The sequence below is a fragment of the Mesorhizobium sp. LNHC252B00 genome, from assembly GCF_000502955.1.
GTDB lineage: Bacteria > Pseudomonadota > Alphaproteobacteria > Rhizobiales > Rhizobiaceae > Mesorhizobium.
Map to the genome: position 1 here is coordinate 106,590 of NZ_AYWO01000014.1, position 20,547 is coordinate 127,136.

Annotated in this window: 15 protein-coding genes and 3 pseudogenes; 5 read left to right on the forward strand and 13 right to left on the reverse strand. The window is 56.9% G+C overall.

The genetic code is table 11. The features are described 5' to 3' along the window. Nucleotides 1–424: 424 nt before the first annotated feature. The 3 genes and pseudogenes from X744_RS1000000176010 to X744_RS01000000169925 form a co-directional block, all read right to left on the reverse strand. A complete protein-coding gene (locus tag X744_RS1000000176010; RefSeq protein WP_023760395.1) occupies nt 425–559 on the reverse strand; it encodes a hypothetical protein in 135 nt (44 codons plus the stop codon). Then, nucleotides 556–993, reverse strand: coding sequence for a toxin-antitoxin system HicB family antitoxin (locus X744_RS151880; RefSeq protein ID WP_198032244.1), 438 nt, complete (start codon nt 991–993; stop codon nt 556–558). The genes X744_RS1000000176010 and X744_RS151880 overlap by 4 nt, the downstream gene beginning before the upstream one ends. Nucleotides 994–1,533: 540 nt before the next feature. Further along, a pseudogene (locus tag X744_RS01000000169925) lies at nt 1,534–2,571 on the reverse strand (IS256 family transposase). Nucleotides 2,572–3,074: 503 nt separating this feature from the next. Here X744_RS01000000169925 and X744_RS151875 point away from each other — a divergent pair. After that, entirely contained in the window at nt 3,075–4,358 is a 1,284-nt protein-coding gene (locus X744_RS151875; protein ID WP_156938579.1) for a hypothetical protein, read from the forward strand. A 129-nt stretch (nt 4,359–4,487) separates the two neighbouring features. On the opposite strand, the gene X744_RS151870 is transcribed toward X744_RS151875, so the two are convergent. The 3 genes from X744_RS151870 to X744_RS151865 form a co-directional block, all read right to left on the reverse strand. After that, nucleotides 4,488–5,279: a hypothetical protein gene (locus tag X744_RS151870; RefSeq protein WP_050589558.1), complete on the reverse strand. Its 792-nt coding sequence runs from the start codon at nt 5,277–5,279 to the stop codon at nt 4,488–4,490. A 559-nt stretch (nt 5,280–5,838) separates the two neighbouring features. After that, on the reverse strand, nt 5,839–6,297 hold the full coding sequence (locus X744_RS1000000172260) for a MucR family transcriptional regulator (RefSeq protein ID WP_084025495.1): 459 nt from the start codon (nt 6,295–6,297) through the stop codon (nt 5,839–5,841). A 184-nt stretch (nt 6,298–6,481) separates the two neighbouring features. Then, nucleotides 6,482–9,244 (reverse strand): UvrD-helicase domain-containing protein, encoded by a 2,763-nt coding sequence (locus X744_RS151865; protein ID WP_245266719.1) that lies wholly within the window; start codon nt 9,242–9,244, stop codon nt 6,482–6,484. Between the two features lie 246 nt (nt 9,245–9,490). Here X744_RS151865 and X744_RS151860 point away from each other — a divergent pair, with 246 nt between their 5' ends. Next, complete coding sequence (locus X744_RS151860) at nt 9,491–10,063, forward strand: DUF6650 family protein (RefSeq protein WP_348626168.1); 573 nt, start codon at nt 9,491–9,493, stop codon at nt 10,061–10,063. 71 nt (nt 10,064–10,134) lie between these two features. Further along, nucleotides 10,135–11,124, forward strand: coding sequence for a hypothetical protein (locus tag X744_RS151855; RefSeq protein WP_198032245.1), 990 nt, complete (start codon nt 10,135–10,137; stop codon nt 11,122–11,124). A 165-nt stretch (nt 11,125–11,289) separates the two neighbouring features. On the opposite strand, the gene X744_RS151850 is transcribed toward X744_RS151855, so the two are convergent. Both X744_RS151850 and X744_RS151845 read right to left on the reverse strand, forming a co-directional pair. Then, entirely contained in the window at nt 11,290–13,020 is a 1,731-nt protein-coding gene (locus X744_RS151850; protein ID WP_023760404.1) for a hypothetical protein, read from the reverse strand. Nucleotides 13,021–13,060: 40 nt separating this feature from the next. Further along, complete coding sequence (locus X744_RS151845; protein ID WP_023760405.1) at nt 13,061–14,725, reverse strand: hypothetical protein; 1,665 nt, start codon at nt 14,723–14,725, stop codon at nt 13,061–13,063. A 334-nt stretch (nt 14,726–15,059) separates the two neighbouring features. On the opposite strand from X744_RS151845, the gene X744_RS1000000175305 reads away from it, so the two are divergent. Further along, on the forward strand, nt 15,060–15,536 hold the full coding sequence (locus X744_RS1000000175305; protein ID WP_023760406.1) for a phage integrase N-terminal SAM-like domain-containing protein: 477 nt from the start codon (nt 15,060–15,062) through the stop codon (nt 15,534–15,536). A 348-nt stretch (nt 15,537–15,884) separates the two neighbouring features. Here the strand turns inward: X744_RS1000000175305 and X744_RS151840 are convergent, their stop codons facing one another. Then, on the reverse strand, nt 15,885–16,280 hold the full coding sequence (locus X744_RS151840; protein WP_023760408.1) for an XRE family transcriptional regulator: 396 nt from the start codon (nt 16,278–16,280) through the stop codon (nt 15,885–15,887). Nucleotides 16,281–16,369: 89 nt separating this feature from the next. Continuing rightward, complete coding sequence (locus tag X744_RS1000000174535; RefSeq protein WP_198032246.1) at nt 16,370–16,519, reverse strand: type II toxin-antitoxin system RelE/ParE family toxin; 150 nt, start codon at nt 16,517–16,519, stop codon at nt 16,370–16,372. A 192-nt stretch (nt 16,520–16,711) separates the two neighbouring features. On the opposite strand from X744_RS1000000174535, the pseudogene X744_RS1000000175310 reads away from it, so the two are divergent. Further along, nucleotides 16,712–16,951 (forward strand): annotated as a pseudogene (locus tag X744_RS1000000175310) (ABC transporter permease); the annotation flags it as partial. Nucleotides 16,952–17,093: 142 nt separating this feature from the next. On the opposite strand, the pseudogene X744_RS12500 reads toward X744_RS1000000175310, so the two are convergent. The 3 genes and pseudogenes from X744_RS12500 to X744_RS151835 all read right to left on the reverse strand — a co-directional run bounded on the left by X744_RS12500 (nt 17,094) and on the right by X744_RS151835 (nt 20,352). After that, a pseudogene (locus tag X744_RS12500) lies at nt 17,094–18,255 on the reverse strand (MFS transporter). Nucleotides 18,256–18,312: 57 nt separating this feature from the next. Next, nucleotides 18,313–19,749 (reverse strand): RNA polymerase factor sigma-54, encoded by a 1,437-nt coding sequence (rpoN, locus tag X744_RS0137440; protein WP_031260617.1) that lies wholly within the window; start codon nt 19,747–19,749, stop codon nt 18,313–18,315. A gap of 69 nt (nt 19,750–19,818) precedes the next feature. Continuing rightward, nucleotides 19,819–20,352 carry a peroxiredoxin gene (locus X744_RS151835; RefSeq protein ID WP_023760414.1) on the reverse strand — a complete coding sequence of 178 codons (534 nt, stop codon included), beginning with the start codon at nt 20,350–20,352 and terminating at the stop codon, nt 19,819–19,821. Nucleotides 20,353–20,547: the final 195 nt, after the last annotated feature.

Below are 20,547 nucleotides of genomic sequence, written 5' to 3' on the forward strand. Positions count from 1 at the left end.
GGGATGGGAGCTAACGACAATACTCTGCAAGTCGGACAAACCCCGCCCGTTTCGTTAAGCGTCGGATCAAGTTTGATGGTTGCCGAAATAGGGGCACAGGAGCTGACGTTTTCCCTTCGAATGCCCACCTCTGTTTCAATAGCCGCGCCTGGGAATGACGTCATCACATACTACGGAGACTGCATTAGCTCCCTACAACCGCGAGGATAACCGGTGCGGCTACTTCTAAGGGCTGATGGAGCCGAGCGGCGCAACTGGCTGGATTTATTCTCGGCTCCGTTCGACCCTTCCGTTGAGGTGCTTAGTCAGGACGGGCAAGACATCTTGTTTTGAATGTGGCGCGGTTGGAGTCAAGCTCACGATCGAAGTGTTGTGAAAAAGCGGTGTGGCTCATTGGGAGCGACCCTCGGATGTGTGATGAAGCTTATGAGATAAGCCGATAAGCGCAATACGCGCCTATCGCGACTGCCGCGATGGCAATGATTATGGCGACCGCACCTTCGGCCGTCAGCCTGACCTTGAGGCTGGCACGCGAGGCAGAAATCTCAATCTTGCTCACGGCTTGTCTCCATCGCCGGCGCAGCCTTCGAGGCAGCGCACCATCCAGGCATTGAGGGACTGTTTGTTTGCCTCAGCTTTTGCCGCTAACCGCGTCCTCAAACTCTCCGGCATTCGCAAAGTGAATTTCACCTCACCCGAGCCGGCTTCAGGCATTTCACCGAACAGTTTCTCTATGAGCTCGGGGTCCCAGCTCATATTCTTTTCGAGCCACTGACGGGCCTCGTCCGGAGTCAGCGGTGTGATCGTGTCGTGATCATCTTCGTTCTGACCATCCATGAAATTGTAGCGGAAGAATGCACCATGGCGGGTCTGGTAAAGGTAATCGCCATAGCTCCACCACTCCTCATTGGAGGTCCAACCGCCGATCTGGGTTGCTGTTTCGGTGTTGTAGGTTTTGCCATCGATAATCCGCTTACATTTTATCGGACGCATGAAGCGCTCCATCAGTTGCCGTCAACTGATAAGGTAGGTGACTTGCCGTCACCTGTCAACACTTGCCGTCACCTGATTTAGCATGACTCAATGTGACAATGTCCTTTATCAGTGATTGTGCGCGTAAAGTTCAACGCCGCTCTATCGTCTTAATGGTCCGCGCCATCTCTCGTTCTCACAGCATTGCTGCGCTTCTAAGCCATGCTGCAAAGGCGGGCTGGGGCGGAGCCACCGACACCAAAACCGGAAACCATACCTTCGGGCGACCGTCGACCGGATGAGGCGACGCTCGATGAAGTCAAGCGCTACTCATACAGAACTCTCGATTGCGACTAAGTTGCTTGCCAGGCAACGAGAAACCCCTGATAGAATGGTCAGGGGGATCAAAGTCATGCTTGAACGAGGGGATCGTGTCCCGCTGCGTGGTGTAGCTGACGGCTTGGTCGCCGCGCTCTCCGGCATGGGGCCGGGCTGATCAGCGTGCCACGGCTGGCAGGCTGATCAGAGGATCATCGCTCATTTGGCTGATGGTTTCCAGCGTCATGTATCTGGCGCGCTGCACGGCCCATTCGTCGTTCTGTTCGAGCAGGATAGCGCCAACCAGGCGGACGATGGCGCCATCATTTGGGAAGATGCCGACGACCTCGGTGCGCCGCTTGATCTCGCCGTTGAGGCGCTCGATCGGGTTGGTCGAGTGCAGCTTGGCGCGGTGCTCCTTGGGGAAGGTCATGTAGGCAAGCACGTCGGGCTCGGCGTCGTCCATGATTGTCGCCAGCTTCGGCACCTTCGGCCGGATCTGGTCGGCGACGGCGCGCCATTGCGTGCTTGCGGCCCGGGCGTTTCCTGGGCGAAGGCGGTGGCGATGAAAGCGGAGACGACGCGGCGCCCGCTCTTGCCGGCATGGGCCAGCACGTTCCTCATGAAGTGGACGCCGCACCTCTGCCATGTCGCGCACAGCACCTTGGTGACGGCCGCCTTGATGCCTTCATGGGCATCGGAGACGACGAGCTTGACGCCGCGCAGGCCACGGCGGGTCAGCTTGCGCAGGAACTCCGTCCAGATCGGCTCGGCCTCAGACGTGCCGACCTCCATGCCCAGCACCTCGCGTCGGCCGTCCACGTTGACGCCGACGGCGATGATGACGGCGACCGACACGATGCGCCCGCCGCGGCGCACCTTCAGGTAGGTGGCGTCGATCCACAGGTATGGCCAATCGCCCTCGATCGGCCGATCGAGGAAGGCCTTCACCTTCCCGTCGATCTCCTCGCACAGCCGCGAGACCTGGCTCTTGGATATGCCGCTCATACCCATGGCCTTGACCAGGTCGTCGACCGAGCGGGTCGAGATACCCTGGACGTAGGCCTCCTGGATGACGGCGGTCAGCGCCTTCTCGGCCATGCGGCGCGGTTCGAGGAAACCGGGGAAGTAGGAGCCCTTCCTGAGCTTGGGGATGCGCAGCTCGACGGTGCCGGCCCGCGTCTCCCAGTCGCGCTCGCGATAGCCGTTGCGCTGGGCCGTGCGCAACGGGTTCTTCTCGCCACAGCTGGCGCCGGTGGCCGCGCCCACCTCCATTTCCATCAGTCGCTCGGCGGCAAAGCTCTTCTCCACGAGCGGCAGTGAGGTAGCGGATTGCGGCAAGCTCAGAGCGCGCAGATCGCTTGAGCCGGCCGCGCGTTTTGCGCGGCGCGGCCGTTGCCGGGCTAGATGCGACGCTCATATCCGGCGGAAAATGCGCCTTGGCATTGGCCGGGATGAGGGTCTCTTCGAGAGTAACGGTAGTCATTTCAACTCCTCCGTAGAAATAACAAGTGTTGCTCGGAAGGCGCCAACCTCAAGAGGTTAGAAATGCCTCCGGGGGGCTTGCCGACCATAACGCTGTAGGTGATCGAACGGCCTCGGCCAAGGGACGGCGGCAGTCTTTGTGCTGTGCAACTACAGGCCGCATTGCGTTACGGATACACCTAAATGGGTCACTTTCTGTGAATGTACCCATCACCCACCACATGTGGCAACCGATTCGCTTGACGACACATTATATGGTACAGATGTCGCGAGAATCAGTTTTCGCGAGGTGCATCGAATTGAGTGCCGCGACACAACTCAACAAACCTATCGAGCCGGCAGGCCGCTGGGGTCGGCTTTCTGACGAGGAACTCCTCCGGATCAGGTTCACCACCGACGACCCGGAAGGCCTGGAGGGGCTGATCCAAAGTGTTCCCCCCGTCGATAGCCGGCCTTTCGTGGAGTTCGGATACGATTTTCGAGGCTCAAAGCGGTCAATGATCCGGTGTGCACATTGCAAGTACCCCAATCATCTCGCGGGATTTGTCATCCGCGTTGACGATGGCAGCCGCTTCCTATGTGGCCATAGGTGCGGGGCCAAGATCTATGGTGTAGACTTTGAGGCGTTGCACCGGGATTATTCCCAGGCGAGAGATCGTGCATCCCTTCTCCATAGAGTAGCGAAACTCAAACAGGCCTTGCCTGGGTTCGTTCGCTATCTGGCAGACCTGAAGCGGGATTCCGCCTTCCAGCAGTATAGCGATACCCGGCAAGCCCTGCGGAGCGGCATGCAGAGGCTATGGGGCGGCCTACGGGCAGCGACCGAGCGCAGCGGAGGTATCCTCCACATAGAAGAGCGGGTGCGCGACTTCGAAGCCGAAGCGCGGGATGAAGCCCGTTATGAAAGGGAGATGGAAGACTGGCAGCAAGCCACATTAACAGAGCGGAAGCGCTGGCGCCGGGAAGGTGCGGCGCCGCGGAAACCGCAGACACCAATCTATAAGACAGTACCCCGCCCGATTGGGTCAGTCGGCGCCGGTACTTTCTTCTCGTCTACCAACGCTCCGCGTCGCGACCTGGAGGACATCGCCGCTCAGTTCGAGAGCCTTGCCGTTGACCCGGTCAGTGCAATGTCGGCATTCGAGAAGCTGCATTATTTCGGCTACAATGCCAGGAAGGACGCCCGTGGCAGCTTCATGCGGTTGGCATTTGGGTTTGGCGACACCAGCAACAAAGGCATGGCCACGCTTCTCAAGCAAGTTTCCGTGCTGCTCGAGAGGATTGAGGAACAGATCGACCGCCTCGCCGAATTGCCTGCCTTCTTCCAACCTGCGAAGCTTGAATTGATTGCCAATTGGGGGACGGCACACCATCTTGGCGGACATTTCCGGGCCGAGCGGAGAACCTTGATTTTTGAGCACGATGCGGGGTCTATCCATCAAGTAGGGCTACCGGCAGGTTATAGCGTCCCCAGCAAGGCTGGCATCGAACTCTTGCGGGCTACGATGAGCGACAAACAGGGATTAGCTGACGGCATGGGAAGTCTCATCCCCGACTCTCCGGGACACGGTGATCTAACATAATGGATATTATGCGAGTTAAGTATTTGATCGATTTATAGCTTTTCGATCGGCGGTGTACTCTGTCACGATGCCATGAGCGGCGCCGAGCTTGCTGAACAGTCTGCGGGACTATCGGGCAGCGCCTGGTAGTCAGCCAAAAACGCCCACATTCGCGGCCGCCGAAGTGGCTGAATCACGGTTGGCATGCAACGTTCTGAGCCTGCTTGCGAGAGCATTTGTGAGAGCCGCTAGCCCTTCACCATTGTTGAGATAAGGAAGAAACCGATGGTGACGTAGGTCGAAAGGGATATCGTCGGCAGACTGGGTGATCGGAATGACCTGCTTACCCAGCGTGTGAGCAATCCCAGCTTCATAAAAGACGTTGGGATTTTTGCCGGTGAAATCGCAAACGACAACGAACGATCGGTAGATGAGACCGAAAATGTCCTGGATGACGGCCGACTCCTTCCAGATATTGTCGGCCCGTTCACAGCTCATGCCGCTTTGGCTGCAGGCTTGCTGAATCGCACTATATACGCCATTCAAGCCGGCGGAGAACGGCATCATCACCGAAACCAGATAGGGGTCTGGTAATTCGGCCGGCAAAGTGAAGGCAGATGGCTGAAAATAGATGCGAGGCCCGGTGTTGGCGGCGCTCGAGATCGTTTGGCCTCCGCCCCCAAATTTGCCGCCGATATAATTGTCAACTTCGGAAAAGTTGGCTTCCTCACGTTCAACAATGCGCATCAACACCTCCAAGGCACAGCCAGCGTAGTCGTCGTCCCCGAAGCTGAGGCTGCGCAGGAGCCGGGAGTGCGAGCTGATCAAGTCGTAGCAGCCCGTGAGAGTGCCAAGCTCCAGCCAGTTTTCATGCTTGAAGTGTTCAACCGCCACATCTTTTAGGACGAGGACTTTCCGTCGTGTTTGTGCGTCTACGTACATGGACTCGATTCTGATGTGAGAAGCCGGGATGGAGCACTACGCCGTGGATATACCAGAAAGGCAGGGCAATCTGCTCTAGATCTCAAATTTAGCTCAATAGGCGCCAGCTACATGGCTTGCGGACGCAAGCGGCGCCGGATTCCAATCTGCTTGAAGGTGGCGGATACCCGATATCGTCTAAGCTATTGACTTAAATGCATATTCCATAGCAAAACGTCTGCCGTTTTAGGGTAGGAAAGCGAATCCGAATCGACTGGGGTTGTTGGAAGCTTTCGAACTTTCTGCCTTGAGCCTCCAGCCGAATTGCGCGCGCTGATGAAGGAAATTGGCGGGTCTCGATCCGCAGTGTTGCGACTTTGATCGAAGCCCTTATCTCGGTGTTCCAGTCGGTCAGACCGCTACGTCGCGCGACCCACTATCGAGGAAGCACTCTTCTGCTATCGGGGACGCTCTGCATAGCTCGCAACGTCGCCGAAGATCGCTCGAATTGGGTGCCATGGCCCACGTTCTCGATAGGCTAATGCCCATCGCGGCGCGCCCGAGGTTTGACCCGCCGCCTTTACGAAGCCCTTGGCTTTCGTTTTGCAGGCGCCTTTCGGGTCGGGGTAGGTTGCGGTTTGCGTCCAAGCCCCGCCGCCTTTGCTAGCGTAGATCTTTGGGCCGCGTAGTTCGGCGCAACCATCGGGTAGTCTGGCTTCAATCCCCACTTTTCGCGGTATTCGTTTGGAGTGAGTCCGTAGTGTACCGCGAGATGGCGTTTCAGCGATTTGAATTTCTTCCCGTCTTCAAGGCAGATGATGTGATCTGGCGTCACCGACCTTTTCGGATTGACGGCGGGTTCATGCTGAGACGGCTCGGGCACATTCGGCTGACCAAGGCCTGTAAGCGACGAATGTATCGACGCGATGAGGTCCGGCAACCCAGCGACGGGCAGGGGGTTTTGGCTGACATAGGCAGAGACAATGTCTGCAGTCAGCCCGACCAGATCAGCCGTTACGGCTTCGTTTTGATCACTCAAGTATTCGCTCCTGGTATGGGGTCAAATCCGCATCGCCCACTTTTCGTATATCGCAATTTTGAGCGATGCCGAGATAAATCTACCAGCCCCTCCTTTCCCCGTCCGGCCACATCTCAGCTCAATGCTCGTTAGGAGCGCGAAGTCGTAAAGGGTCCCTGTTCGCCGTCACAATGAGTGCAGGCGGTTACCGTCTACGGACTACGCTTTTCGGTTCAGTGTGTTTGCAATCCGGGAATTGATTGCACCCACGAAACTTCGATCCGTCTTCGTTGCGCCGCTCCACCAATTGGCCGACGAGGCAGGCTGGACATTGGCTCAATTCCGCTCCCTCAACCGTCTCGAAGCGAACTTCATCGCCGGCGATCTCGCAAAGCTCCTTAATATAGCGGGATGGCTGACGGCGATTGGTAAGCATGTAGACGCCTCGGCTGGCACGCGTGAGCGCTACGTAGAACAGGCGTCGTTCTTCCGCGTAGGCGAAGGTCTCGGGTCGGGGAATGACCAAGTTCAGCAGCTCATCGTCTTCGATGCGGCTTGGTACGCCGTAATTGCCCTCGCTGACGTCGAGCAGGACCGTGTAGTCGGCCTCAAGGCCCTTTGCCCGGTGAAACGACAGCCCGGCCACCTCAATGTTGGCAAAGGACGGCGGCCTTCCTTCAAAAGGATCGAGGACGTTGTAGCGCCACAAAACCAGAACCTTAAGCTTGTCGCGCTTTTCGTCGCGCCACCGGTTGGCAATACCCCCCAGAGCGCCATCAAGCCGTTCGAGCAGGCGCTGACATGCCACCGCAAAGTCCGGCTTGTCGCGTTTATCATCGATGGGAATTACACGGATTGATCGCGAGACGGCCGGACGCGTCGAGCGGACGGACTTCTTGATCTGTTCGGGATTGCGCTGGACGAACTTGGCGGCTGTCTCGGCAATGAGCTGGTTACAGCGATACGTCTGCTCCAGGCGCCCCTGCCAACTGGTCCCGAAGTTCGCCTCGAACCGTGTGAAGATGGTGATGTCCGATCCGGCAAAACGATAAATTGACTGCCAGTCGTCTCCGACCGCGAACACCTTGCTGAACGCCTTTTGCTGTTTGAGCGCCTTGACGAGGTTAGCGCGAGGCTCGGAAATGTCCTGAAACTCGTCCACGAGAATGAGGGAATAGGGGCTTCGATACCGTCCGCTCTCAACCAACTGCACCGCGTCCGCGATCATCGAATCGAAATCGATCCGCCTGGTTTCCTCGAGCTTTCGGGAATATCCCTGGGTGATCGCCCAGACCAACCGAGCGAATAGCTTAGCGCGCTCCTTGTCATGCAGGGTCTTGGCGCGTTCGAGCAGCATGTCGAGCGTGAGGTGGCTAGCACGTATGTGCTTCAAGCAGGTCGATATCAGCTGGTGATAATGCTTGATAACGACCGGATCGAGCGCCTTGGTGATTTCGGCATAGCTCTTGCGCTCGACAGGTATTGAGCGACGCGCCAGTTCGGATTCTAGCGTGCTGAGCAGCGTCTCGTCGCTGGCTTGAGCCGAAGTGGTCTCGAAGAAATCGATCTCATTGCGGCGATATGCCTGCCGCTTGTTCTCGGCGTGGTTGGCGTAGTCCGCAAGGGGTGAGCATCCGTCCGCATCGAGCGCGAAATGCTCATGCACGGTTTCGGTCTGCGGATAGTAGAAATCTGGATGTAGATGGCGGACGCTGCCATCGTCTTCCTCCACCGCAATTTGCCGTTCGTATTCGAAGGCGACTGAATGCAGCCAAAGCCAGTTGGCGATCTTCTTCTCCTGCAACGACTTTACGATCACCGCGGACAAGGAACCGATCGTGGCGCTATCCTTTCCAAGGGTGTCCGATACGTAGCGCCGGTAGTCGGCCTCCCCGTCAAATACCTCTATCGGGATGTCGGCCTTGGGATGCACGACGAGAAGCTCGGCCCACATCCGGGCAAATTCCGGATCGCTCTCGACAAGGTTCTGGATTATCGCCTCGATAACCCTGGTTTCGCCTGCGGGATGATCCACCCAGTTGGCGAGCTGCGGCGGCCGACCCTCGACCTCCTCAATGATTCCGCGTCCCAGCGCATGAAATGTAGTGACCCGACACTCCAGGGCGTCCTCCGCGACCTGTAACTGGGCGGCGATCCTTGTCCTGAGTTCATCGGCTGCGTTTCTGTTGAAGGCCAGGAGCAGAATCTCGTCGGGCCGATAGAGTTGCTTGTCCAGGACGTATGCGACCTTGCCGACCATCGTCGCGGATTTGCCTGACCCTGCCGAGGCCACCAGCAGGTTGTTGTCCTCTAGGCGAATACAGGCCTCGCGCTGCTGGTTGGAAAACGAGCGCCGGTCGAGATCGTCGAAGAACGACTGGAACTTGATAAATTCCGAGCGGACGAAAGCCTCGTTGTAGGCATGGCGGACGCCTGGGTCGGTTATCATCGCGAACGAGGCCGGAAGGGAGGCCTTCAGTCCTGCCGGGATCATGTCCGGGTTTAGAAGCGGGTGAGATAGGGCCGCCGCTGCGGCGCCAAGGACTTCGGCGACAGCCCTGCCCAGATCGACCTGTGCAAGATACTGTCTGTTGCCGTCGGTAAGCTCACGAAGCCTTTCGTCGACCTCGTGCAGGCGATCCTTCTCGGTGGCGATCAGCCCAAAGAGGTGAGTGTTGATGAAGGAATGAAGGTCTGCGGCCAGTTGTGTGGCCGCGTCACCCGACAATGCCGATAATGAATCTGTTCTGCCACGAGCGCGAATCTCCACTGTGTGCCACAAGAGGGCCTTGCTTACGGAAATCGACACAATATCGAGGCAGCTAAGCTCTACCTCGCTATCTTGAGCCAGCCGGAAACGTCCCGATTTTTTCGGGTCTAGGGTCAGCTTCCATTTTCCCGCCGGAAACAGCCGCGCAAAGAAACCTGGGCGGTAGATCCGCGAGCGAGCAGATAGCAATTTGGTCAAGGCCACGTTCAATACGCTCGGTCGGCAAGAGCTCCTCAGGAGCGAATATCAGCAACAGATTGAGATGTTCCAAATCATCGTGGTTGGACATTGCTCGGGCCGCGATGCAAGCCGCGGCTCTCTTTCGTCGACCATCAAGGGAAACAACGCAACCTGGTCGGCGCGTCAACGGTCTCACTAGATTGTTGCGGCGAGTTACACCCTACCAAACGCCGGACTTTCATTTTACGTCCTGCCGCGCCAATGATGCGTATCTGGAGTGGAGGGGCAGTAGATGGCAATCGTTCGGCGAAGCTTCGACGCCATTCGCAGCAGGCTCACCGGCATCGGTTCCTCAGTATTAGCGCGAGCTGGAATCCGCCAATCGCACAACGGACCGTGATCCTGCGGCTGTTCAATTTCTTGGAGAATCGGCGTGTGCTCTACGTTCCGATGCATTTCGAGGTTCCGGACCAAGTGGATCAGTCTGTGATTCAGATTCGCTATGAACTTACGCAAATCTTGAACGACCTTCCCGAGAATTCGCCAGCTGCACGGCGCGTCCGGCATCTACGCACAGCGTCCCGGCGTTTTCTGGAGGATGCGCCGCCTGACTACCGAAACATCGCCTATCGCCTGCGCAACGACGTCGATCATGGATTCCCGATCCGGCTGCATAACTATGGCGAGCGCCCGTTGACGCCTGGATATTTCGTTGCGCTGGGGGAGTTGCGGGCAATCTTCGGATTGCAGCTTTCGGCGCTCGCCGCCGAATTCGAGATAGACGTGGAGGAAGACCTTGCGTCAATCTTCCCCGATGCGGTCGAGCGTGACGATTGAATTTATAGCGCTAAAAGACTGACGCCATGCTGGCATGTGCGTGCGGATAAACGTCGAGCCTGGGGGATTATGTGACCGAACGCAGGGGTAGGGATACGACCGGCGAGTGGCCAGCTATTACCGAAAAGCATTGGTATGTGTTGTCTATCGTCAGTGCGATGTTCACGGCGGTCGCTATCGTAGCCGCTTTTCTGTTCATTTTCGGTGACGGTTTCGATGGCGAGCATGATACCCGCTTGGCCCAAGCTCTTGCCCCTTTCGGTGTTGCACTGTTCGCGCTGGTAACTTTTTGCACTGTTAGCTGGCGAGGTTCCATTAGCGTTAGGCAGGCCAATCAAGCTGAGAACGAAGGGCGCGCAAGACTCCTTCAGGAGGGAGCTAAACTTTTGAGCGAGCCAAGCAAACCATCTCATGTGTCTGCCGGTGTCGCTACTCTAAGCGTGCTCATTCATAGCGGGCAAGGGGACTACGCTTGGAGTGCAATGAACCTGCTCGCTGATTTTGTCGAAGATCACATGCGCAGCTATCATGGCAACCGTCATCGAGAAGAGATTTCCGGCGTCATGCGGTCCGGAGATGAGGCGGGTTTTAACACCGGTCGAAGCATCACCTTCTGCGTTGTGGAACCCGAAGAGGATTACCACTACGACGACGATCCTGTATACTGGCACTACATTCCAGGATTTGCCTCGGTAAAATATTTTGGAGGGGAATTTCCGTTCGATGACGAATACGAAATTGATCGACTGGAAAATGCATCATTTAACGGCGTAACAATAGCGCGATGGAATCGCGTAACGATCGATGGTCGATTTGATAGGTCGACGTTCAAGAATTGCGCTATCACTCGTGTCGACTCGGTTGATTCACTAAACCATCATGCGAATTATAAACATGCTTTCGAGAAGTGTGATTTCTCGAATTGCATATTCGCGGATGAGAGAATGCTCGCGGTGGATTTTCGAGAGGGCGAAAATTACTTTCGTGCTGATGCCCCTCCTACACTCGCTGGCGGAACTGCCGCAATCGACTGGGCAGCGTTGCTGAACCGCAGAGAATGACTGAACATCTCGCTTCAACCCGCTAAACGACTGTGTGGCAACGAAATAATGCCGCTTCCCCCTTCGAGGCCCCGACAAAAACGATATCAGCGCACGTGATATTAGCAGTGTTGTAGAGAGGTGGAGATTGATCAAAGTCGGCGCACAACTTCACTTTTGTTTGGACTAATCGGAATCATTGCCCGAAGTGTCAATGGTGCTCTCATCCGGAAGCAGTGCCATCGTCCAAAAATGGGGTGGAATCGGCAATCGATATGTCAGGCAAGCCGTGAGAACGATCGGCCATAGTCCGTACCTCATTGCTGAAAGCCCATTGAATTCCTCACAGGCGATGATCTCCTTGCGAACCTGTTCAAGTAAAGCGTCCGGACCGTTGGTCGGCCCGAGGTGTGCAATACAAGAACCATGTACCTCCGAGTTCAAATATAAGTGCTCTTCTGAAGTCGTATCCGGTATCCATAGCTGCCAGGTACTGTGCGCCATGTCTTTAGCGTGGAAATCAGCCAAGATGGCGAAACTCTTCGCGTCTTGAAAGATCGCCAACCAAACGCCGAGTGTCGGATAAAGGATGCTGCCCAGCGTCGCTTCCTCTCGATAACCTTCGGCCGCTCTCGGGTGCATTGCAAGGTCGGCATACTCGCGGAAGACGCAGGGGTATTTACCGTTGGCTCGATAACTGAATATCGAAGACAGCGTGATTTGCTCAATCCACCGGCGTAGAAAATCAAAAGCCTTGCATTGCATTAGAAACAGGCCAACGACCGTAATCTCGATTGCGTGATCGTCTCGCAACGGGGTGTAGAGAGCTGGGTTATTTTGGATCGTTTTACAGATAATGTTCAGCGATTTCTGCAACTCGGAATCTAACGCGGTTTGAAAAGCTTGGTCAATTCCTTTGTACGTGAGAGATTTTGTATGAATTAGCCACAAGCCATTTATGGCCAGGCGCCCTAGTGCCTGAAACAATTTCAGATTGATGTCTACGCTAGCTGGAGATGGCACGGAAACGCCGAGACCATCATCAATAGCACAGTAGGGTAAGACATGGCGCTCTATGAACAATGCAGCTATAACGCGGTTTAGATGCATCATTTTTTGCACCACCTCCGCCAAACGTTTAGCGAGCTTGGACTTGCCGAAATGAGCACGACATAGATGCCACATTCGCAATGTGGCGATGGCGCTTGTCGAGTAGGCTGCTTCGAGGTTTTCCGCATCACGGCACCAGACAAAGACCGTCCAACTCGCAAGGTAAATTTGACGCACTAGCCGCAGACGATCGAGAAGGTTTTTCGGCTGTGTTTCGGCCAGTTGCCGCAGCAGGGCGTCGAAATGCGCTACACAGACGGTTGGCTCATCGACCATTGCGACGGCCTTTCGAAATGATGTCTGCATGGTCTTCGGGAATATGTTCTCGCGAAGCAGGCCTGTGGCGATCAGGTCAGCGATGTGATCGCCATTCCACTCCACGAACTCAAGCTTCCCGAGTTTTGTCTTCGTTTCGATAAAGCCTTCGACCTGCGGCCTCACATCCTCTTGCATGTCCCCACCGAAACAAAGCGCGACTATGACCGGCAAGTCCATGTAACGAAGGGGAACATGCTTGGGGATGTAGACTTCGATGATCTCTTCAAGCGAGGGGCGCAGTGCCTGATTTCCCCTTGTCCAGTTGTCCCGGGTCAGGTCGCCAGACTTGATCGAAAGGAGAAATAGCGACTTGTCGCCCGTTTGAGGATGGGGGCCAATCGCTGCCACATCTACGCCATATTGGCGAGTTCCGCGCTTAGGGCGTGAGACCACCGTGTAGCCGACTTCGCTCATGATGTCTGGCAATACCACGTCGAGTTCGTCCCTCTCATTGAGGGACGCCAGATATTGTTTCAGAAGAAGCTTCACTTCGGGCGCTCCTCGACGCGAAGCCGATAGATGAGATAGTTCAGGCGCGCCGGATAGAGAACAATGCGGATGATGTTTCAAAGCTTTGCAACTGCATCACATGCCGGATGGGCTCACCGGAGCTGTCGGGATAGACGTAGACGACAGATGAGCGCCCGTAGAGAAGGGTACTCTTGTGGAACAACCCTGCGAAGATAGAGCTTTCTTCGGCTATCCGGCCAATCTGTTTGCTGCGTTCGTGCGCGATTTCAGCTTGGACCCGCTGCTCCAACATGGACGGCTGCATCGCCCTATTTTGTGGCAATGCACGTAGCGGCGTTTGGTAGCTAGCGACCTGTTGCTGCATTCGTTCAATCGAGGCTTTGAGACCCTTGCCCGGATAGGCATTGTGAATTTCGTCAAAGAGGTCGAGGTCGGTTGGATAGTTGCGAAGCCAGAAGGATGTGATGTCCTTCTCTAGTAGCTTTCGTTTCTGCGGTTTCAAAGACGTCAGACATGCTGACAGAAGCGACACAGCTGGCCCATGGTTGAACATCAGATATGCATATATTTTATGTGCAAGATAAAAGACCTCAGCGTCTCTGAGCTTGAATTCGTGGATTTGAAAATCGTAAATTGACTTGTCCAAAGGGGGAAAGAATGCGTCGAGTTGGCTGCAGATTTTATAATCACCATCCAGCAGCCAACGTGTGACATACCAGCCGTGTGCATCACCAGCTGACGTTTGGATTTTGTGCACCAGCGAATCGAATTTCTTCAGAGGAGGAGCAGCCCTTTCCTGACTTAAGATAGCAGTCAATGTCTCGAAAACGAGATGGCGGTCCCGATCAATATCCATGCTGTAGAGTGCAGTGTCGGTCAGGTCGAGCGTCCTGGCATCGTCGCTTTGGACGGACTTCATCAACGCGAGTACCTTTTCTTTGAGTAAGGGAGGAAAGGCAGCGGGATGATAGGCAAGCCCAGCAATCAACTCGTTACGGGCATTTTCGTTTGATCGATCGGCTGCCTCTTCCAGTTTCGCGACAAGCAGAGCTGACTTATCGGTCTGCCTCTCAAGCAGGCGGATAATTGCAAAAGCAGCAGCGCGCTGGTCTTGGGGATCATCCGACGACATCAAATCAGCGAGCCGCTCGGTCGCAAGCGTGTCGTCTCCGTCAGAAGAGTCAAAGGCGCCGAGCACATAAGTCGCTTGGCGTCTAATGGAGGGCCATTTGCTTTTGGAGAAGGAAATGGCTGCATTCAGCGCTTCAGATGGTGCTGTCGCCCTCCACGCTTGGAGGACTGTGCCCAGGAAGTCGCTGTCCCGGTCTGTTTCCGTGATGATATTTGCCACTTGGTGAATTTGCGCTGGATTGGCCGCGCCCCATGCTTCGAAGCCTTGGCCTATATGGTAGGCGAGGTCGTCAGACGCCTTGTCCCCCAACGTATGAACAAGCGAAACCACGCGCTCCGTTGTATCTTGAATCTTGCTTAGAAAGCCCTCAATGACCTGCGCTATTCGCGATCTGTCTCGGTTTGAGAATTCCGCTACAGGAAGTGCCTCAAAGTACGAAATTCCGTCGAAGGTGTCATCATTGTGCATGTCCGCAAGGACCGTGCCGACACCCCTGAGGGAATCGAAACTCACTGCCGACACTGTAGGCCAAAGCGAGCCGTCCGACACTGCCCGCTTCAGTTGTGCAATTGTAATAGGGTGATCACTCATTGGCTTTGTTCAACGTAAATTGGTTCTGCTGACCGCTAGGCGCACCGTCAGAACACGAGCTAAAGAAAAGGTTTCGAACGAACGTCGCAGTGCGCTATCGGTGATCGCAAGCTACCACACGGCTTGAACCGCCTGTTGGTCGAAATTGTCGGCAAAGGGTAACTGTACAGACTTCTAACATTTTGGATCTGACGGTCCTTCTAGGCGCCGTGCCGCTATCGCTGCTTTGAACTTCTTAAGGGCCTCGGCCTGAGATGGCGCGACTGCCATTTGACTTGAGCGGGAAGAGGCGTCGATCTGACCATGGAGTTCCGTTCAACGAGAGGAACTCGCCATGGCTACCCTGTCGACCGATGCACCAATCTCTCCGCTTCGCCAGCGCATGCAGCACGACATGCTCATGCGTGGCCTGGGCTCCCATACCCAGCAGGACTACGTTCGTCACGTCCGGCGCTTCGCTGTGTTCCTTGGCCGCTCGCCCGACACGGCGACGGCTGCGGACATCCGTCGATTCCAGCTGCATCAGCATGAGAGCGGCGTCGGCCCTGCGACGATCAATGGCGCGGTCTCGGCACTGCGGTTCCTGTTCCTCGTGAGGCTGAAGCGGCGGGATCTGGCGCGTGCGCTGGTGATCATGAGGTATCAGCGCAAGCTGCCCGATGTGCTGAGCGTGGAGGAAGCGGCGCGGCTGCTCGAAGCCGCACCCGGCATCAAGTACAAGGCCGCGCTCGGCGTCGCCTATGGCGCGGGCCTGCGCGTGTTCAAGTTGCGCACCTCAAGATCGACGAAATCGACTCGACACGCATGCTGATCCGCGTCGAACAGGGCAAGGGACGCAGGGACCGCAACGCTATGCTCTCGCTGCAACTTCTGGAACTGCTCCGGCTGTGGTGGCGCGAAGGCAGGTGGCGCGGGGTGATGCTCCCCCATGGCTGACTGTTCCCCGGGGCGCAGCTTCACCGCGCCGATCTCATCGAGGCAATTACACCGCGCAGTCCAGGAGGCGGCCAAAGTCGCCGGCATCCGCAGCTCACACCTATGTCGGCCTCCGTTACCTTGCCGCGAGCTGGCTTAACTAGGACGTTGCTCATACCTCCTACTCCTCCCATCGACGAGACCATCTCGCCCATCGGTAGTCTTTAGCCGAAACAGAGTGAGGTCAGCCGGCGCGTGCGGCTTTTGTGCGATTACGTCCACCTGCCGCTCTTTTGACGCTATGCACGGAGACGGCTTTGGGAGCCACCACGTCGCCGAGCCGCTCTATACGGAGGGCCGCGCGTGAGGGAAGGCGAACGACGAGTTCGAGTTGCCCCCCGATCGCCTCGACGTAGCTTTTAAGAGTAGACAAGTACATGTCGGCTTGTTTCTCGATCTTCGAGACCGAAGGCTGCTTGATCTTGAGGACCGAAGCGATTTCGGCCTGGGCCTTTCCAGCGGCACGCCGCAAATCGCCGAGACTCTCGACTTCTCCCCTTAATTCTTCGAAACGCGCGTCGACCCGCTCCCGACGATCCTCGGGGAGCGCAGCGATTAGGTCGTCAAGCTTGCGTCCCATCACTTCTTCTCCTTCTTCGCCGCCCCCAAACGGTCGAGATGCCCTTGATAGCGCTTGTCCGCCTTGGCGATCAGACTTTTATAGAAGCGCTACTCACTCACGCCCGACTTATCGCCGGCGACGAGCAGGATCGCCTTCCGCTTCCGGTCGAATGCGAACGCAACCCGCCAGACACCATCATCAGCGTCGAAGCGAAGTTCTTTCATGTTCGCGAACGACGAGTCATTCAAGGTCCGCATGCGGTCGCCCCAGCTGGGGCCCGAACACACCGAGCAGCTTAGCCGAGGCCAATAGCTCATCTTGGACTGTCTGGTGCAACGCCTCGACTCCCCGTCGAACTCATCGCCAAAAACGGCTTCGCAAGTCATATATAGCTCCTAGGCTATGTGGTCAAGATCACAAGCTGCCGAACGATAGTCTGCGGCCGAAACAAGGTACGCGTGATCGACGATAATCCGGCCGCCGTTGACACGACTGGCAATTCGCGACCTGTCTGCGCTATCGAGCGGCATCGTCACCGGCGTTCTGACGGGCATGGCCGGCGCGTAGCTGTCGCTTGCCCAGAATGCCGGCTTGTCGTGAAAGGTATGACCGCCAGCAAGGGTTCCATTGCGCCGGCAGCGCTCACCGTCGCCAAATGGAAACCGGTGCCGGCGAGGTTCGCGTGTCTGGCGGCGAAGGTCGCCATGGCCCGGAGGTGAAGCCGGCGAGGCAGCTGCGCTGGTCCATGCGTAATCGTGTGGAGAACCGCGCCGCGCCGTGCATCGCATCTCTCGTCCCGCTGCGCTGCTGAGGCCTTTTCTGTCAGGCGGTCTAGGTTTCGCGCTTCGGGCCGACCAGGAACACTATGAGGGCAGCGACGAACGTGGCAACAGCACTGTAGGCAATGGCGCTTGTAATCCCCGCATTCTCCACCAATAGTCCGCCGAAAATCGCGCCGGCTGCGATTGCCACTTGGAATACTGTGACCAGCAGCACACCGGCGCTTTGGGCCTGCTCGGGAACGGCCCTCCGTACCATCCACGTCTGCAATCCCACTGGCACGGCGCCGAAGGCAAACCCCCACGCGGCAACAGCAATCGCCGAGGCCAAGGCCGATGCTCCCGCCGTCAGCAGCGAAACAGCGGCTATCGCTATGAGCAGCGGTGCAAGGGCCGCGACTGCCTTGAGACTGTACTCGGCCAGAAGCCCGCCGGCCAGATTGCCGAAGAATCCGCTGATGCCAAAAGCCAGCAACACAAGCGAGATCGTCTCGACATCCAGCGCGGGAATCTTCTCGAGGAAGGCGCGGATATAGGTGATTCCGGCGAAGTGGCCGGAAGCGACCAGCAGGACGACCAAAAGCGCAATTTTGACCATCGGAATCTTGGCCACATCCAGCAGGCTTCGGAAGCTAGCCACTCCAATCGGAGGCAGTCTCGGAATGGTTATGAGTTGCACGAGCAGTGTAGCGGCGGCGCCGGCTGCGGCGAGCATGAAGGCGCTTCGCCATCCCCAGATATCGCCGACGTAAGCGCCGATTGGAGCTGCGCAGACGGTAGCTACGGAAACGCCGGTAAGGATGATCGACATAGCGCGCGGCAGGAGGTGGCTTGGAACGAGCCGCATCGCCAGTGCTGCCGACATCGACCAGAAGCCTCCGAGCGCTATGCCGAGCACGACGCGTGCAGTCAGGAGAACCGCCAGCGACCACGCGCCGGCCGCCAGAACGTCCGACAGGATCAGCAGCAGCGTCATGGTCCACATGACGGTCCTGCGGTCCAGGCGCTTTGTGATGATNAGCCGCTCCCTCGCTAATACCGAGATCATGCGCGAGGGGCGTGAGCAGGCTGACAGGCAGAAACTCTGCCGTGACCAGCCCGAATGTGCCCAAGGAAAGCGAAATGACCGCACCCCATGCGGGACCAGACGGTGGGACGGGCTTTTCTGGGTCGTGCAGAACAGCGTCCATGACGCCTGCTGCGGATTGGGTCATGAACGAAGTCTCCACTTTGATGCAATGCAACGTGATGTTGGCTGCCTTGACCCAAATCTAAAAACACAAGCGCATTTCCCGGCGGCGTTGCACGGAGGAGGGGATGTTCATTGCTTCGCGATATTTTGTGACGGTGCGGCGCGCAACATCGATGCCGGTTTCCTTCAGCCGGACAGCGATGTCCTCATCGGAAAGCACGTCGCCGGGAGATTCTGCGGCAATGATCGCTTTGATCCGATGCCGGACAGCTTCGGCGGAGTGCGCATCGCCGCCTTGGCAGGACGCGATCGCGACGGTGAAAAAATACTTCAGTTCAAAGACTCCGCGCGGGGTAAGCATGTACTTGTTCGAGGTCACCCGGCTTACCGTCGACTCGTGCACGCCGATCGCGTCAGCGACGGTTCTAAGATTGAGAGGCCGCAGGTGGGCGACGCCATGTTCCAAAAAGGCATCCTGCTGACGCACGATTTCAGCCGCAACCTTAACAATCGTCTTGGCGCGCTGATCGAGGCTGCGGATTAGCCAGTTCGCGTTTTGCAAGCATTCGTCGAGAAATGCTTGATCTTTCGAATTTTGCGCAGTTTGACGCGTGACTTCGGCATAGTAGGTTTGGTTGATCAGCAGCTTCGGCAGCGTGGCGGGATCAAGTTCGATCTGCCACCCGCCTTGCGGCGAGGGCGTGACCCAGACGTCGGGTATGATTGATTCAGACGCACCGGATTGGAATCTGTTCCCAGGCTTGGGATCGAGCGCCCGAATCTCATGCATCATGTCGAGAAGGTCTTCTTCATCGACGCCGCAATGCTGCTTCAGCGCCTCAAAATCGCGTCGCGCAAGCATTTCAAGATTGGCAACCAAAGCTGCCATTGCCGGGTCGAGCCGGTTTCGCTGGCGCAACTGGATCTCGAGGCATTCTCTGAGATTTCGCGCAAAAACTCCCGGTGGATCAAATTGCTGCAACGTCCCGAGAACCCGTTCCACAACAGCCTCACGGACATTCAGGCTCTCGGCCAGCTCCAAAAGGTTTGCCCGAAGATAGCCAGTGTCTTCCAGATCGGCGGCAAGCTGGCCAGCGATCAGCCGCTCCTGTGGTGTGAACGCCGTGAGGGCGATCTGACGAGCGACATGGTCGTGCAATGTTTCGGCGAGGGTGGCATACTCGTCGAGGGAAGGGCCATTGCCGGGCGGGTTGTTGGTCGTGTTGCGAAGTGATTTCCATTGCCCGAGCCGTTCAGGCGAACCTCCCCCGGTCGGTCCTTCAACGGCGTTTGCCCCAGGGCCGACAGGCTGATCCGGTCCCGAAATCGAAACGTCGTCAAAAGGCCCGCCATCGCTTGATGCAGATTCCAAGAGCGGGTTCTTCTCAATTTCCCGCTCCACGAACTGATGCAGTTCAGTATGCGCCAGTTGCAGCAAGCGTATCGACTCAATGAGTTGAGGCGATGCCACCATGGATTGCTTCTGGCGTTGAAGCAGGCTTGCTGAGGATTGCATGGTGAGCGCGATAATCCTGTCGAGGAGCCTCTTGGGGCCGGCACTGGCACCAGTGAGACGTTTTCTAGGTCAAGCGGCGGCTTTCAGCGTTTCGAGAACGTTTTGCGGGGATGAGACGCCATAGGGGTCGGCCTCGCAGTTGTCGGAGAAACCTTCCTCCTCGAACCAGTGCTCCACCACGCCATTGTTGATCAGGGCGGCGTAGCGCCAAGAGCGCATCCCGAAGCCGAGATTGTCCTTGGCGACCAGCATGCCCATTTTGCGTGTGAACTCGCCTGAGCCATCGGGGATGAGCTCGACCTGCTTCAGGCTCAAGGACTTCCCCCACGCATTCATGACGAAGGCGTCGTTGACTGAGAGGCAGTAAATCGCGTCAATTCCCTCCTTCTCAAACTCATCATAGAGCTCTTCGAACTGGGGCAATTGGTAGGTCGAGCAGGTTGGTGTGAAGGCGCCAGGCAGCGAGAACAGGATGACCCGCTTGCCGGCAAAGTAGTCGTCAGATGTCTTTTCTTCCCAGCGATATGGATTTGGCCCCTGGACTGACTTATCGTGAACGCGCGTGAGAAAGGTGACGAAGGGGACTTTCTTTTGAACTGTCATCAAGTTGCTCCTAAAGAAGAAAACTGCCGTTGGATTCTGGCAGAGCCTGGCGCAATACCGAGCAAAGGCTCGTTTGCCGGGCACGGAGTGAGGACCTCGCGGTTAGCAACCTCCTTTTTCCATGCCGGGGAATGTCTTGGCTGCTGGTCTTTGCCACCGAACGCAATCGATCTGAGCGAACTGGAGACCGTCGAG